Raw genomic sequence first — 16,601 nt, 5'->3', positions numbered from 1 at the left:
GGGAGGTACTCCAACCTAAAACCAACGCTATGCTGTTAGCACCTAGCACCTAGCACCTAGCACCTAGCACCTAGCACCTAGCACCTAGCACCTAGCACCTAGCACCAATCCTACGCGATATAAAATGGCAGCTACAATTTTGCTAACTCTCACCCACAAAAAAGCCGTGGGATTTTCATCACACGGCTTTTTAAATTTCGCTAAAACGTTTTATTAAAACGAGTAGCTGTAACCCAGTTGTAGGCTACGTGGTTTGCCAGGTTGAATACCACCGTTTGCACGGTTTGCAACGTAGGTTTTGTCAAACAGGTTGTCTATTGTTAAGTACACTTTTTGTTTGTCGTCGATTAAGTATTTAGCAGCTAAATCCCACACAACGCGGCTGTCGATTGCATTGCGACCTGAGTCTGTTAAGTCTGCGTGTGCATCAGACACGTAACGCATTTGTGTATCGAATACAAAGCTTGAGAACTCAGCACCTACAGAAAGCGCTAATTGGTTTTCAGGTACGTATGGCATTGCATCGCCTTTTTCTACGCTACCCCAAAGATCTGACTCAAATGCATTATCGAACTCAGAATCAGTGTAAGTGTATGTTAAGCGAACTGGGAATGAAGCTGCGTTTGTAGCAAACACTTTACCTGCGCTTAGCTCAAAACCAGACACCGATACTTCACCGTAGTTGTATTGATCGCCAATGTTGTCATCGCTACAACCAACAGACGCAGTACAGTTACCGTGCATGTTTGTGTAGTCAGAGTTAAAGTAAATTACTTCACCTTGAATGCCAGCGTAATCGTAACGACCACCTAGCTCAATGTTGACACTCTCTTCTTCTTCTTGGTTTGCATTACCAGGGGCTGCTGGTGCGTAACCTTTTTGAATACCAGCAAGCAGCGTTAGGTTGTCGCTTACTGTGTATGTTGCACCTAGAGATGGCACTAAGATCTCAGTGTCGTTGCTGATGTCTTTTGTTAAACCATTTTCACGGTTTGGATCAGACTTAGCCCATTCAACACGTTTGATTGTGATGTCTTCGTAGCGAAGACCAGCGCTAATTACTAATGCATCAAGTGACCACTCATCTTGAATGAAAAGGGTAGTCGCTTCGGCGCTATCTAAACGGTTACTGTTTGAACCTGGAACGCCTTTTTCTGTTAGCGTCATTGATAAGTCTTGGTTAAGCGTGTATTTGTCTTCCCACTGGAAACGATCCATTTCATCTTCATGGTAACGTGCTCCAACAGTAAAGTAGTGGTTACCTGCAGGAATATGGAATTCAGTTTGTAAGCCTTTTGCTTGGTAATCACGGTTATTTGCTTTTACGCCAACACCCTCAATACCTTCGCTAGTTGGGTTTGCTTCAAATTCACTATATTGCTCAAGGTAACTTGTGCTTACTTTACTTGCTTTATACCAGTTACGGTGGAAGTCGTTTAAGTAAGCTGTAGCAAGTAGCTCGTAACCTTTACCAAAACGGTATGCATAGTTAATTTGGTATGCATTGTGTTGTGTGTTCATTTCGTCGTTTTGCGATGCAGCATAACGACGATAAGGGGTTGCTTGGTAATCAGCGTCAGTTAAACCCATGTAAGTTTCGTCAGAACGCTCGTCTGAGTACTTTAATTTCATTTCTAGGCTGTGTGCTTCGTTGTCACCAAAGTCAAAACCAAACTTTAATAAGAAATCGTTCTTTTCAAAGCCTGTGTTGTCGCTGCCAACTGGTAAGTCTTTAAAGCCATCTGCGCCGTAAGTAAATACTTCTACAAGGCCAGCAGCGTTGTTTTTCTTTTTACCGAAGTAAGCATGACCTTTGTAGAAACCATCGCTACCAAGTTCAGCGTTAAGTAAACCTTTAGAGCCTTCTGTTGGTAAGCTACGCGAAACTAAGTTTAAAACACCACCGGTTGTACGCGGACCATACTTAACAGAAGCAGCACCTTTTAGTACTTCGATAGACTCCATACGACCCATAGTAGGGAAGTAGTAAGCAGAAGGAGCAGAGTAAGGTGCAGGTGCTACAAGTACACCATCTTCCATTACAGAGATTTTGTCGTTACGGCCTGTGCCTGTACCACGCATACCGATATTAGGACGAAGACCATAGCCGTCTTCTTCTTGTACATATACACCAGGTACAGCACTTAAAACACGAGAGATATCAGTGTATTCAAACTTTTCTAGTTCTTGCTCGTCTATGAATGTAGCAGAACCTGGAATATCGTTAATTGCAGATGCAGAGCCAATTACAGTGATCTGCTCAAAGTTTTTCTCTTCTTTAGTTACATCTTTTGCAAAAGCATTCGCGCTTAAAGATAAAGCGACCGCAGTCGAAAGCGTAGAAACAATAAACTTAGGTGTCATTGTGTGTCCTGTGTATTTAGATTTTTTTAACGGGCGCAATTAAAACATGTAATATAATGCGAATCAATCCTATTTGTAATAAAAGTACTGTTATCTGTAAGTTGTTGTATTCATTTATTTAAATAAATTACAGTAGTATTGTAATATCATTCTGGTTCGGTGATGTGTTAAGTAAAACTTAACAAGTTAGCGAGTTAGAAAGGGGAAAGAGCAAAGAAGCTTTAAGCTAGATTGTGCCTGCACATAGTTAAATTGAAATGCTCGCCTGTAGGCGTGAAATTTATTTCGCGCGATATTTCTTAAACAACGGGTAATTCGTAGGTCGGGCTTTAGCCCGTCAATGTTAGTGATTATGTGTCGCCATAAATGACGATCTACAATATTATTTTGCACAAAGAGAAGACAATGAGAAGTGAATGAGTAATCAAATAAAAATTATTAGTTACTATCCTCTAAAGCGCAGCGTCTCTTGTCTTCTTTGTGATTTTTACTTTCTCTATGTAGCGCGAAGCGCCTCGGTGTACTCTGTGGTTCATTATTTTTTTTGCACAAAGAGAAGAGAACGAGAAGAGAATGAGACACGCCAAAAGAGAGTTTTGTTTTCCTCTAAAGCGAAGCGTCTCTTGTCCTCTTTGTGATTTTTACTTTCTCTATGTAGCGCGAAGCGCCTCGGTGTACTCTGTGGTTCAATATTTTTTTGCACAAAGAGAAGAGAATGAGACACGCCAAAAGAGAGTTTTGTTTTCCTCTAAAGCGAAGCGTCTCTTGTCCTCTTTGTGATTTTTACTTTCTCTATGTAGCGCGAAGCGCCTCGGTGTACTCTGTGGTTCAATTTTTTTTTTGCACAAAGAGAAGAGAATGAGAAGTGAATGAGTAACCCTATAAAAATTATTAGTTACTATCCTCTAAAGCGCAGCGTCTCTTTTTCTCTTTGTGAATATTCATTTTATTATGCGATATGAAATCGCTGCTACAATTTTGCTAACTTGCTAACTTGCTAACTTGCTAGCTTGCTAGCTTGCTAACTTGCTAACTTGCTAACTTGCTAACTTGCTAACTCACACCTATGTCAAACGCAGGGCGATGAACTCAGCAAGTTTATCGACGGCGGTTCCTGGGTCTTCAGTGCGTTTAATTAAACTAATACCTATTTGCCCAAGTTCAGGTAGGTCTTTGGTTTGTAATTGGTAATTCAGCTCATTAGGTACGGTGCTTTTTGCAAGCACTGTAATGCCTAAGCCTTCTTTTAACGCGGCAGTCAGGCCGGTTAAGTCAGCATTACTGTAGGCAATACGGTATTTAATACCGGCACTTTGTAGTGCTTCTATTGCTCTGCGGCGATAAATACATCCCTCAGGTGCGGTGACTAGCGTTACCACATCGTTTTGTGCAAGGTTTAAATCGCCTACCCATACTAATTGGTCTTGCATAAAAATAGGGAACTTGGCTGACTCTAGCTCTTCGTTTAATGCCAGTACTAAATCGAATTGATCTTGGCGCGAGACCGACAACAAATGTTTACTCAAGCGAGAGCGAACTTCTAGTGATACATCCGGGTAGAGGGCAACGAAGTCACCAATGATTGAAGGTAGAATACGTGCGGCAAATTCACTTGGGATCCCCAAGCGCACTTTACCTGTGACATTTTCGCTGGTGAACTGCTGCAAAATAGCATCGTTTTGTTGCAGCATTTGTTTAGCTAATGGCATAAGCAATTCGCCATATTGATTAAGTACTTGGCGCTGACCTTGCTTTTTAAATAACTTATGGCCCAGCATGTCTTCTAGGCGCTTAATTTGTAAGCTCACAGCAGGTTGCGATAGCCCCAATAATTCACCTGCTTTGGCAAACCCGCCAACTTCAACAACGGTTACTAAAGTACGTAAGCTATCGGTAGAAATGTTCTTCATTAAAAAATTCTATTTATAGGGCTATATATATAAGCATTATTTATCAATTGATAAATAATTACAATTTGTTGTTGCCAGCACGGCGCAATATACTTCAAGCATTAACGATTGATAGGTGTCACATATGACTTTTACGCCAATAATGTTTGCTCGCCACAGCCAAGCTGAGACTCCAGCAGATAATGTGCTACGAGCTAATAGCGATATTGCCATTATGGATTTTAGTGGCACTGAAGCAATCCCATTTTTAACGGCTATTTTAGGTCTTGATATTAATAAGCTAACTGCTAGCGGTTTAGGCTTACGTAGTTCATTAGACGATGACCTAACAAGCAGCTACGCTTATGCCCTGTACTACTTTAACGAAACTGCATTTCGTTTTGTGCTAGGTAAAGATGCTAGCGTGCAATTACAGTCGCTTATTAATGAGCAACAACTACGTTACGACATTGATTATGTAATGCGTGACGATTTAAGCGCGCTAACCCTAAGTGGTGAGCAGGCGTTTGATGCCTTGGTAGACAGCTTTAAGCTAACACCGGGGCTGCGTTTATCAGACATGCGCAGTTGTTATGGTGCACAAAGCGGTGAGGTATTTATTACTGCGATAGATAACCAAGCAACACAGCAATTTCAGCTGGTGGCGCGCCAAGCAGAGCTTGATAAATGGCAAACGCACTTACAGCAGCTCGGCTTTGATTTAGCCTTAGCCAACGTTGCTTAAAACATAAAATATTTAAAACAGCTACGCACTTGGGTGTTTAGCTGTTTTTTAGTTACAAAATCGCAATTTGGGTGTGACAACTGTGCAACTAATGTATAATCGCCGCCCATGTTATTCCCCCTCATTAAATTGAGGCCACGCCCCACACTAGTGGGTTAATTTAAAAGTGAAGGAATATTATGACTTCTAAAACAGTTTTACATGCTAAGCACCTAGAAGCTGGCGCAAAAATGGTTGATTTCCACGGCTGGGAAATGCCAATCAACTACGGCTCACAAATCGAAGAGCATAATGCGGTTCGCACAGATGCAGGTATGTTTGACGTATCTCACATGACAATTGTCGATATTCAAGGCGAGCAAGCACAAGCGTTCTTACGTAAGCTAGTTGCAAACGACGTTGCTAAGTTAACAGTACCGGGTAAAGCACTTTACACAGGTATGCTTAACGAAGAAGGCGGCGTAATCGACGACCTTATCATCTACTTCTTCTCAGAAACGAACTACCGTTTAGTTGTTAACTCAGCAACTCGTGAAAAAGATTTAGCGCATTTAGCTAAAGTTTCAGCTGATTTCGCCGTAACGGTAACTGAGCGTCCTGAGTTTGCAATGATTGCTGTTCAAGGCCCAAATGCACGTGCCAAAACAGCAACAGTACTTACTACAGAGCAACAAGCTGCTGTTGAAGGTATGAAGCCTTTCTTTGGTGTGCAAGCAGGTGATTTATTTATTGCGACAACAGGCTATACTGGCGAAGATGGTTATGAAATCGTAGTACCTAACGATCAAGCTGCTGATTTATGGCAACAACTTCTAGACGCAGGCGTAGCGCCAGCAGGTCTAGGTGCTCGTGATACATTACGTCTTGAAGCAGGTATGAACCTTTACGGTCTAGATATGGACGAAAGTGTTTCTCCACTTGCTGCAAACATGGCGTGGACAATCGCATGGGAGCCAGAAGATCGTAAGTTTATTGGTCGTGAAGTATTAGAACAGCAACGCGCTGACAAGAGCACAGACAAACTAGTTGGTTTAGTGCTTGAAGAAAAAGGCGTATTGCGTAGCGGTTTAAAAGTAATCGTTGAAGGTGGTGAAGGGGTGATTACCTCTGGTACATTCTCACCAACCCTTGGTCACAGTGTTGCGCTAGCACGCGTTCCGCGTTCAACTGGCGAAACAGCCCAAGTAGAGATGCGTAAAAAACTGGTTAACGTTAAGGTTGTTAAACCTTGCTTTGTACGTAACGGCAAATCAGTTATCTAAACTATAAAAAATTTGGTGTTATCACCCAATATAAACCAAAGGAACAAAAAGATGAGCAATATCCCAAGCGAATTAAAATATGCTACTTCACACGAGTGGGTTTCGCGACGAAGGTGACGGTACGTTTACTGTAGGTATCACTGAGCACGCACAAGAACTTCTTGGCGACATGGTATTCGTTGAATTACCAGAAGTTGGTGATGAAGTTGACGCGGGTGAAGACTGCGCAGTAGCTGAGTCTGTAAAAGCAGCATCAGACATCTACGCACCAATCGGCGGTGAAATCGTTGCAATCAACGAAGAGCTTGAAGATTCGCCTGAAACAGTAAATAACGACCCGTACACTGACGGTTGGTTATTCCGTATCAAAGCATCTGACACATCAGAGCTTGATAACCTGTTAGACGCTGAAGGCTACGCTAACACAATCGACGAAGACTAATTAATTAGTCACGCCGACTAAAAGCCCCGTCTAGATCCCCAGCTAATTAAATGCGTAGCTTGGGTTTCACTGGGGCTTTTATGATTTTATAGCTTACTTTTCCATACGCTGTAAGTTACTGAATCAACCTGTTTTTAAGTTATTGCCAGTTACCCATTGGCAGTAACCACTTTTTTTTGGATCATAGGAATCTGGACAAATGTCAAACGCCAAATCTCTTGAACAATTAGAGCAAAAGCAAGATTTTATTCGCCGTCACATTGGGCCAAGCCCAGCGCAAGTAAGCGACATGCTGAGCGCTCTTGGAGTATCGAGTGTTGAAGAGCTGATCGGTCAAACGGTACCTGCAAGCATTCGCTTAGAGCAAGGTTTATCAATTGGCGAAAGCCGCACTGAAGTTGAAACACTAAGCTACTTAAAATCAGTAGCAAGCAAAAATAAAGTGTTCAAATCATACATCGGTCAAGGCTACCACCCAACTCACGTACCACACGTAATTTTACGTAACGTACTTGAGAACCCAGGCTGGTACACTGCGTATACACCATACCAACCAGAGATTGCACAAGGTCGTTTAGAATCATTATTAAACTTCCAGACTATGACCCTAGACCTAACTGGTCTTGATTTAGCAAGCGCGTCATTACTTGACGAGTCAACGGCTGCTGCAGAAGCAATGGGCCTTGCAAAGCGCGTTGCTAAAGCTAAAAAAGCAAACATCTTCTTCATTGCTGATGACGTTCACACACAAACTATCGACGTTGTTGCTACACGTGCAGACCAGTTTGGTTTTGAAGTGGTTGTTGGTCCTGCAAGCGAAGCGGCTAATCATGAGATTTTTGGTGCGTTATTCCAATACCCATCAACAACCGGTGAAATCACTGACGTAACTGACCTAATCGCACAAGTACAAGACAAAAAAGCGATTGCCTGTGTTGCTGCAGACATCATGAGCTTATTAATGCTTAAAGCACCAGGTAAACTAGGTGCAGACGTAGTACTTGGTTCAGCACAGCGTTTTGGTGTACCTATGGGTTACGGTGGTCCACACGCTGCATTCTTCGCAACACGCGACAAGTACAAGCGTTCACTACCAGGTCGTATTATCGGTGTTTCTAAAGACCGTTTAGGTAACGACGCACTACGTATGGCAATGCAAACACGTGAACAGCACATTCGTCGTGAAAAAGCCAACTCGAACATCTGTACAGCGCAGGTATTACTAGCGAACATGGCAGCGTTCTACGCGGTTTACCACGGTCCACAAGGCCTGAAAACGATTGCTGAGCGTATTCACCGTTTTGCAGACATCTTAGCAGCAGGCTTAAAAGCGAAAGGCGTAAACCTTAAGCACGACACATGGTTTGATACACTGACTGTTGTTGCAGATAACAAAGACGAAATCGTTGCACGAGCAGTAGCAAACGGCGTTAACTTTGCGTCTAACCGTGCAGGTGAATACTCAATTTCTGTATCAGAAACAACAACCCGTGCAGACGTAGCTGAGCTATTCGACATCATCTTAGGTGAAGGTCACGGCCTAAGCGTTGACGCACTGGCGAACGAAATCGAAGTAAACGGCAGCAACTCTATTCCTGCAAGCCTAGTACGCGATGACGAAATTTTAACGCACCCTAACTTCAACTCGTACCACAGCGAGACTGAAATGTTGCGTTACATCAAGCGCCTAGAGAACAAAGATTTAGCGCTTAACCACTCAATGATCTCATTAGGTTCATGTACCATGAAACTTAATGCGACAGCTGAGATGATCCCTATCACTTGGCCTGAGTTTGCAAACTTACACCCATTCTGCCCACTTGATCAGGCAGCGGGTTACCAAATCATGATGACTGAGCTACATGATTGGTTAGTAAACATCACAGGTTACGATGCAGTTTCACTACAACCTAACTCAGGTGCACAAGGTGAATATGCAGGCTTAATCGCAATTCGTAAATACCACGAGTCACGCGGTGAAGGTCACCGTAACGTATGTTTGATCCCAAGTTCAGCGCACGGTACAAACCCAGCGTCTGCACAAATGGCAAGCATGAAAATCGTGGTTGTTGACTGTGATAAAAACGGTAACGTTGATATGGCAGACCTTAAAGCGAAAGCCGAAGAGGTATCTGAAAACCTATCTTGTATCATGATCACTTACCCATCTACACACGGTGTTTACGAAGAAACAATTCGTGAAATCTGTGACATCGTGCACCAGCACGGCGGTCAAGTGTACATGGACGGCGCAAACATGAACGCGCAAGTTGGTGTTACAAGCCCAGGTTCAATCGGTTCTGACGTATCGCACCTTAACCTACACAAAACATTCTGTATTCCACACGGTGGTGGTGGTCCAGGTGTTGGCCCTATCGGTGTTAAATCTCACCTAGCGCCATTTATGCCTAACCACAGCGTAATTAATGTTGCTGGCACAAACATCGGTAACGGTGCGGTTTCTGCTGCTCCTTACGGCTCAGCAGCTATTTTACCAATCTCGTGGGCATACATTGCTATGATGGGCTCTGAAGGCTTAAAACAAGCAACAGAAATGGCTATCGTGAACGCTAACTACTTATCTGAGAAGCTAAGCGAGCACTACCCAATTTTATACCGTGGCCGTAACAACCGCGTTGCGCACGAGTGTATTGTTGACCTACGCCCAATCAAAGAGCAAACAGGCGTTACAGAAATGGACGTAGCTAAACGTCTACAAGACTACGGTTTCCATTCACCAACTATGTCATTCCCAGTAGCTGGCACACTAATGATTGAGCCAACTGAGTCTGAGTCTAAGGTTGAGATCGACCGTTTCATCGAAGCAATGGTGTCAATCAAGTCAGAGATCGACCGTATCGCATCTGGCGAATGGTCAATTGAAAACAACCCGCTAGTGTTTGCACCGCACACACAAGCAGACGTACTAGGCAATGAGTGGGACCGTGCATACGACCGTTTCTACGCAGCATTCCCTGTACCAAGCGTAGCAAAAGACAAATTCTGGCCTACAGTAACCCGTATCGATGACGTATACGGCGACCGTAACCTAGTTTGTTCATGCCCAGCGGTTGAGACATACCGTGACTAAGGTTTGATTGATAACTGGTAATGAAGTTTGTGACAGTTTTAATGAAGTCTGTGACAGATAATTAAGATTGTGACAATCTAGCTAGTTGAACACTAAAAAGGCGAACCGAAAGGTTCGCCTTTTTGTTAACTCGTTTTTGTCGGATAGACGACACCTGTTACCAAGTGTCGCCCTCCTAAGAACCGTACGTGCAACTTTCACTGCATACGGCTCAAGCCTTCACGAAGGCACCTAATTGGTACCCAGCAACTTATAAAGCAGCGAGATTAGGCTCATTCCAAGAGTTGCGGCATTGCCTCTTTGCTTTTCTCTTTGCCAAGTATTCTTGGTATAAAGGATCAAAAGGCGTAGCTTCACTCCTGATTTTCACATGTCTCTCTATTGGCACCTTAGCTATTTGAAATAGATTAAACTGACAATCCATGTTCATGTTCATGTTCATGCTCTTCTGCCAACCGTGAAATTGCCATTGGCCTCGACGGTTGATAAAGTACTTCATGGCGATCCAAGTTTTTGATTTTGTTGGATGACGCCTTTTAGCCCAATGCCATAACGCTAGAAATAGTTTGTGGCTCACATATCCGAATACTTGTTTGGCAACGCAATGGCGATAGTAATTCGACCAACCCCTGAGTTTCGGATTTATCAACTTGATTAGATCGTTAACGGGGGTAGTTGCGTGCTTTTTAATGAGTTCGCGCAAGTTACTCAGAAATATTAACGTGTTAGATTTGCTCGGTTTAATGAGCAGTTTTCCTTTGTACTTCCTATGGTTAAAGCCTAGGAAGTCAAAACCACGGCTAATGTGGGTAATGTGCGTTTTCTCTTCGGAGAGCGTTAAGCCTCTATGTGCTAAGAAGTCAGCAATCAACGGTTTGATATCGTTCTCCAGCACGTCCTTTGAAGTGCATGTGACTACGAAATCATCGGCGTATCCTATAAAGTTGGCTCTCGCCCCATTTTTAAGTGCGGTGGACTTAATGCGTTGCTCAAGACCTGCAAGAGTCATCAGCATCAAGGTTGGAGATATGATCCCGCCTTGTGGTGTTCCCTCGTCAGTGCGATAGAACAGCCCTTTGTCCATAAAACCAGACTTTAACCATTGTTCCAACATTCGTTTATCTACAGCTATATTATTCATAAGCCATTGATGCCCAATCTTGTCGAAACAGGCTTTGATATCTCCCTCAAGAACCCATTGCGCGGATTGCTTTTTACTCAAACAGAGAAAACACTGAGCAATAGCATCAGCAGTGCTTCTATTGCGCCGAAATCCGTAGCTATTTGGGTCAGCAAGTGTTTCTGACACAGGCTCTAGTGCAAGAAGGTGAAGCGCTTGTAGCGCTCTATCGACCATGCACGGGATACCCAAAGGTCTGAGCTTGCCGTTTTTCTTAGGGATGTAGATACGCTTGAGCGGTTTGGCTTGATAAGCCTTTCTGCTCAATTGATTGACTGCTTTCATGCGGCGCGTATCCGTATTCCAGATGACGCCGTCTATTCCGGGCGTTTTACTGCCTTTGTTTTGTGATACTCGCTTAACAGCAAGAAGTTTTGCCGAATGCGAGTGAGTCAGTATCCACTGCAACGCTTTCGCTTTGCTGTGTTTACCTTCTCTTGTTGCTTTTGCAATACGCATCTGAAGCTTTAAAACGTGCGACTCAACAGTTTTCCAATTTATGGATTGCCATTGAGCACTGTCAGGGGAGGCACTAATCTCTTTTGAAATCATCATTTGCGTTTCTCCTTGAATAAAGTTCTTCAAATTCTCTTGCAACGGAAGACCAGTCGGAAGTCAGCTCACTTTCGTGCCAGACAGACGTCTGTATCTGCATCATTACAATCCAGCCTTTGCTTTCTCCAACATCCTCTACCTGCATCACTATCGGCTATATAAGCTTTCCCAAAGGGAGTGATACAGGCTTACCGTGTTCCGTATGTTGCGCAATGTCAGGTTAGATGCCCGCTATAGTGCGGAGAGTTCAGTGATCACGAAAGAGCATGGGGCAATCTCTTTCCGACTCTCGTGCCTTTTGGCTACAGCGTATTAACCACTTCCGCTGTTTCATCGTATAACGCACCTTACGCGGATTCACTTATGTTCATCATACTGACTGCCTAGCACTCACCCGATTTGTGGTTATCAGGAGGATCGTCCTCTCACGATTAAGATCCCGATTGGCGCATACCAACCTTCGTTACATTGTCAGAGCCGCTACTTTATTCAGGCTCCTAGGATCATCTGGTGATACAGATGGTTCACTCATTAAGCGGTGAACAGCGCTTCATACGACTTCACGTCGCACGCCCCAAAACGAGTTAACGTAAATGCTCTAAGGGCAGCTTTGAGCGAGGAGCGGACACTGAAAAGTTAAATTTATTATTACTTCTTTGAGTAAGAGCCTAATTCTGTTCGATAACATTATTAAACGCCGCTTTGGGGAAAAATAACATGCTTAATATCTCGCTATTTTAATTACTTGTTTACAAAGGAAATTATTGGTGAAATTATCGGGGTATGTAATATACGCCGTTTTGGTGTGTTATAAACCACCAAAACGGTGTTCAATAAGCTGTTAGCCATTAATTCATACGTACGGAGTTTATATGCTTACCCATTCCTTCGAAGACCTGACTCAAACGTTTAGAGTTCTGCTTGAATCGAATCAAAGATTAAAACAATTAATTGATATTGATAGAGCAGAAGCCGTGGGTACTGTGGAAACTGCAATTAACGCAAAATTAAATGCATTCCATAATTTATATGATTTGATGGCGCAAGAATTAGGAAAGCCAGTAGATTGGTATTCAGTCCCTGAACTTTGCATAATTCTGGCAATTCGCAATGCTCGCCACCATAACAAAGCAAACAGAATTAGAAGTTTATGGAACTACCATAATCAAGTTTGTGAAAAGCCTACAAACAAAAAGAAGTATCTATACGTAAATTCTGTTGTACCTGAAGAGGAAGAAGGTGGAGGGTACTTTGATATACCTCTATCTTGGTCTGATTTAGACGATTTGTTAACTTTGCCACGAAATGAATCAAGATTGAGAGCTAATGCTAGAGATCTAATTCGTAACTATTTAAATGCAGATAAATTTGAAGAAGAGGCAAAATCTTTAGGTTTCAGTAAATCTCAAATATTTTTCAACTTTGTGCCTTTGTCTCTGAATGCAGGAATTGCATTGCACCCATTTGTGAAAGAGCATGTGACACCTGATTCAGTAGAGTCTGAATTTTTTTTACAGCACTTTGAAAATACAGCCTCAGCACTGACTAAAGAACACGACTATCAAGAGTTCACATTTTCACTACCAGAGTAAATGGCTAACAAGAGTCTAAGGTTACGACAGTCCGCAAATGGCACAAAGCCGTCCTTCAGCTCTAACTCACTACTGTCCAAAAACGAGCTTGTCCGGCCATCTGCTTCTGGCTCATAGCTGCCTGCCAGATAAAGTTCAAACCTATTTATCGGAATTGTAAGATCAAATATGAGCTACTACAACTTACAAGAAAGGCATTTCCTCTCTTCATGGTCGGCCAAGGGGTTGCCGGAGAATGGGCTCTCCGGCGGTATCGGTCTTCTTGATGATATCAACAACAGGCCATTTGTGCTAAGACGCAGGGGATGATGTGGATTGCCCAGAAAGCAGTCCCTTGGCAATCTCCATCGCGTCCTCGTGCGACGAGGCAAGCATTAACGGGTAGCCCCAGAACTTGGCGAAAAGCATTGCAAACGCCTTGATGGCAAGACGTTTGGCTTGGCTGGGTTCAATCAGAATCATGGCCAGAACCAGCTCGCGTAATTCCGCCTTGTGCTCTTTCAACCAAAACGCAGTGCGTCTTTTGTCTTCCGGTGAGTGCGCATGGTCTTCAGCAGGTGCGGTATCGGTCAATATCACGAAGGGTTCGCCGCGCTGCAAATTGGCCTCGAATGCTTCAAAGTCCTTCTCGTGGTCATGTTCCGGCTCATGCGAAAAGCTCATCCAGACGAAGGGGAAGTTTGTGCTATTCATCGACATTTTGTACTCCTTTGCTTTTGAGTTGACGCCAGGTGGTCACAATAGCAAGGACACCGGGCAAGGTGATGAAAAAAACGGCGGAGAAAGCAACGTACCAACCGTCGCGAACCCCATCGGCGATCCCGCCGAGAGTATTTAGGACAACCATCAGACTACCGAGAACCAGCGCTACCCACAGCGCCTTGCGGGTTCCGATCAGCGCAATAAGCACGGTGATGATCCAACAACCATAAAATGTGGGGAATACCCACAGTACGTTGGGCTCAAACGTCATCGTCGGCGTTACTCCATGTGCTCTCACAAAGCCGTTGACGTAAAAGAACAACTGGAAGGTGACAAAAAGCACGGCACCCACGCAGGTGGTCAGCCAAAATAGGGCAACCCTGTTCTGTTGTTGGGGAGCTGTAGGGTAGCGTTGGTATAGATTAGATGGGGATGACATAGTTTTCTCTCTTATTAAGTTAGGTATTAGCAAGAGCGAATGTGCTATAAAGGCCACACTCACAACTTGTAGTTCAGTGTTAACATAACGTTGCGCGGTGCGCCGTAGCTTACGGTGTCGAAGTCTCCCTTCTGTAGCGCATACTTCTTGTCGAAAAGATTGTTAAGGTTGATTGACAGATCGAACTTCTGGGTGATGTCGTAACGTCCCATCAGTGATACCAAAGCATAGGAACCCTGTTCCCCACCCAATGTGCTCGTCCCGGTATTGGGCGTTTGGTAGAAGCGGCTTTGCCATTTAATCCCGCCACCGAGCGTCAATGAGTGCCAGTCTCCGGGCAACTGGTAGGTATTGAAAAGTTGGGCCGTAGTGCGCGGTAGTTTTGAATTCAGACGCACGCCATCGCCATCTTCCGCTGTGAAATGAGTGATACCTGCGTAGATGTTCCAACCTAGTGCCAGCTCACCCTGCAAGTCCAACTCGATTCCCCGTGATTTCGTTCCATCAGCGCCCTTATAAGCTTGGGCACCGCCAGGGGTATAACTTCCGGCGACCACCTGCGCCGCGTTGTTCAGTTTGGTGTCGAACAAGGCCACCGACGCATTCAGACGCCCATCCATGTAAGCACCTTTGAGGCCGATTTCCTTGGTTTTTCCCTTTGACGGCGTGAGCACATTGCCGCTGCTGTCGCGATAGTCGGTTTGCGGATTGAATATGCTCGTGTAGCTGACGTAGCTCGAATAGGTTTTGTTAATGTCGTAGACCAAGCCTGCATACGGGGTGAATTCACCGCTCTTTTTGTAGTGCAATGAGGTACCACTGACGTCGTCGATTTCGTAGTTACTGAAGCGGCCGCCGATAATGAGTTTTAGCGGATCGGCCAGCGAAAACCGGGCTGCGCTATAAATACCGCTCTGCTTGACTCGGGTATGGGTCGGTACCGAAGCCATGGTCTCGAAGTCAGGTCGGGGATGGGCTGGACTCAAGTCATAGACATTGACTGCTGCAGTGCTGACATAGAATGGTGAAATATCCGCTTGGCGAGATGTGCGGCGTGAACTTGTCGCCCCCACCACTAAATCGTGTTTGCGCCCCTGCAATTCGAAGGGGCCGCTTGCCATCACATCGAAGGTATTTTGACGACTGCGACCGCCGGATGCCAGCGCGACCGGATAGGCCCCGTAAGGAAAAAAGCCTAGGCCTGTCTCACGATCGGGGCGGCCGACCAGACCAAGCAATTCGGCATCGAATTCTGTGCGGTACTGGTTAGCGGTGGCTTTAATATTCCAGCCATTATCGAAGACATGCGCTATCTCGGCAAACGCCGTCTTGAGGGTGTTGTCCCAGTGGCTCCACTCTTGCGCATAGTTCTTGCCGCGAGAATACTCCGCCTGTGTACCGTCGCTAAACCATAACGGCAAACCACCCCAGGTCGCCCCCTTCGGCATGATGCTCTGATAGTCATAACCTAGGCTCAACGTGGTGTCCTTGGTTAGATCCGCCTCGATGATACCGTAGAACCCTTTCCGCTCCGGCTTGTAGTCGTCGAGATACGAATGTCCGTCTTGATACGTTCCCACGATACGGGCGCGAATACGACCATCTTCGGCCAACGGCATCGATAGGTCGGTCAAGCCCCAATAAGTGTCCCAGCTTCCCGCACCAATTGAGGCGGCTGCCGAGAAGTCACGGGTTGGGCGTTTGCGCACCAGGTTGATGGCGGCCGAGGGATTGCCGGTGCCCGTCAGCAAACCGGAGCCACCGCGCACGACTTCGACCCGCTCGTAGAACGCGGTATTGAGCGAACCAATGCCGCTGCCATTGACGACATCGCCGACGGCGATGGGAATACCGTCGTACTGAACGTTGTTGATCAAGAACCCGCGAGAATAGAAACTCGTGCGCTCACTGTCGGACTGGTTCAACGTGATGCCCGTGGTGTTGTCCAGCACATCCTGCACTGAATTCAACTGTTGATCATCTATGCGCTGGCGCGTGATCACCGTTACTGCATTTGGCGTTTCCTGCAGCGACAGCGGCAGGCCCGTCGCCGCTGCAGTCTCACCCATGGTGTAGGCGTTAGTACCTTCACCTATTACCGTTATAATTGGCATGTTTACCGTTTTCTTAGACGTTTTATCCCCATCCTTGTTTTGTAGTTGCCCTGATTCACTGGCGCATACGCTCTGAGTGCTGATGAGGACTATCGCCGCAACAACAGAGCTAAGTACGGTGCTGGGTGTGCTCTTCTCAATTTCCCCACGAAGCTTCCTTATAGTTTTGCTATAACTCATTTAATAATACTCATTTTCAATTAGAGGCTTTATTTAATAATAAAAT

Annotated in this window: 10 protein-coding genes and 1 pseudogene; 5 read left to right on the top strand and 6 right to left on the bottom strand. The window is 44.9% G+C overall.

The window, feature by feature from the left end:
* Window positions 1-213: 213 nt before the first annotated feature.
* Both HYD28_14605 and HYD28_14600 read right to left on the bottom strand, forming a co-directional pair.
* Window positions 214-2,364: a TonB-dependent receptor gene (locus HYD28_14605; GenBank protein ID QLE10087.1), complete on the bottom strand. Its 2,151-nt coding sequence runs from the start codon at window positions 2,362-2,364 to the stop codon at window positions 214-216.
* A gap of 1,064 nt (window positions 2,365-3,428) precedes the next feature.
* Entirely contained in the window at window positions 3,429-4,274 is an 846-nt protein-coding gene (locus HYD28_14600) for a LysR family transcriptional regulator (GenBank protein ID QLE10086.1), read from the bottom strand.
* A gap of 124 nt (window positions 4,275-4,398) precedes the next feature.
* Here HYD28_14600 and HYD28_14595 point away from each other — a divergent pair, with 124 nt between their 5' ends.
* The 4 genes and pseudogenes from HYD28_14595 to gcvP all read left to right on the top strand — a co-directional run bounded on the left by HYD28_14595 (window position 4,399) and on the right by gcvP (window position 9,793).
* Window positions 4,399-4,998: a hypothetical protein gene (locus HYD28_14595; GenBank protein QLE10085.1), complete on the top strand. Its 600-nt coding sequence runs from the start codon at window positions 4,399-4,401 to the stop codon at window positions 4,996-4,998.
* 179 nt (window positions 4,999-5,177) lie between these two features.
* The gene (gene gcvT / locus HYD28_14590; GenBank protein ID QLE10084.1) at window positions 5,178-6,260 is read left to right on the top strand and encodes a glycine cleavage system aminomethyltransferase GcvT; all 1,083 of its coding nucleotides are present in this window, start codon (window positions 5,178-5,180) and stop codon (window positions 6,258-6,260) included.
* 51 nt (window positions 6,261-6,311) lie between these two features.
* Window positions 6,312-6,702 (top strand): annotated as a pseudogene (gene gcvH / locus HYD28_14585) (glycine cleavage system protein GcvH).
* A gap of 199 nt (window positions 6,703-6,901) precedes the next feature.
* The gene (gene gcvP, locus HYD28_14580; protein QLE10083.1) at window positions 6,902-9,793 is read left to right on the top strand and encodes an aminomethyl-transferring glycine dehydrogenase; all 2,892 of its coding nucleotides are present in this window, start codon (window positions 6,902-6,904) and stop codon (window positions 9,791-9,793) included.
* 250 nt (window positions 9,794-10,043) lie between these two features.
* Here gcvP and ltrA read toward each other — a convergent pair whose 3' ends face one another.
* Window positions 10,044-11,528, bottom strand: a complete 1,485-nt coding sequence (gene ltrA / locus HYD28_14575; GenBank protein ID QLE10082.1) for a group II intron reverse transcriptase/maturase — start codon at window positions 11,526-11,528, stop codon at window positions 10,044-10,046.
* A gap of 872 nt (window positions 11,529-12,400) precedes the next feature.
* Here ltrA and HYD28_14570 point away from each other — a divergent pair.
* Window positions 12,401-13,120, top strand: coding sequence for a hypothetical protein (locus HYD28_14570; GenBank protein ID QLE10081.1), 720 nt, complete (start codon window positions 12,401-12,403; stop codon window positions 13,118-13,120).
* A gap of 291 nt (window positions 13,121-13,411) precedes the next feature.
* Here the strand turns inward: HYD28_14570 and HYD28_14565 are convergent, their stop codons facing one another.
* The 3 genes from HYD28_14565 to HYD28_14555 are packed head-to-tail and all read right to left on the bottom strand — an operon-like array spanning window position 13,412 to window position 16,555.
* Window positions 13,412-13,819: a hypothetical protein gene (locus tag HYD28_14565; protein ID QLE10080.1), complete on the bottom strand. Its 408-nt coding sequence runs from the start codon at window positions 13,817-13,819 to the stop codon at window positions 13,412-13,414.
* Window positions 13,806-14,261: a hypothetical protein gene (locus HYD28_14560; GenBank protein ID QLE10079.1), complete on the bottom strand. Its 456-nt coding sequence runs from the start codon at window positions 14,259-14,261 to the stop codon at window positions 13,806-13,808. The genes HYD28_14565 and HYD28_14560 overlap by 14 nt, the downstream gene beginning before the upstream one ends.
* 59 nt (window positions 14,262-14,320) lie before the next feature.
* Complete coding sequence (locus HYD28_14555) at window positions 14,321-16,555, bottom strand: TonB-dependent siderophore receptor (GenBank protein ID QLE10078.1); 2,235 nt, start codon at window positions 16,553-16,555, stop codon at window positions 14,321-14,323.
* Window positions 16,556-16,601: the final 46 nt, after the last annotated feature.

Source organism: Pseudoalteromonas shioyasakiensis (assembly GCA_013391845.1).
In the GTDB taxonomy this organism is placed as follows: Bacteria; Pseudomonadota; Gammaproteobacteria; order Enterobacterales; family Alteromonadaceae; genus Pseudoalteromonas; species Pseudoalteromonas apostichopi.
Note: the sequence above shows the minus strand (reverse complement) of the source record. Positions and strands in the feature narration are given on the sequence as shown.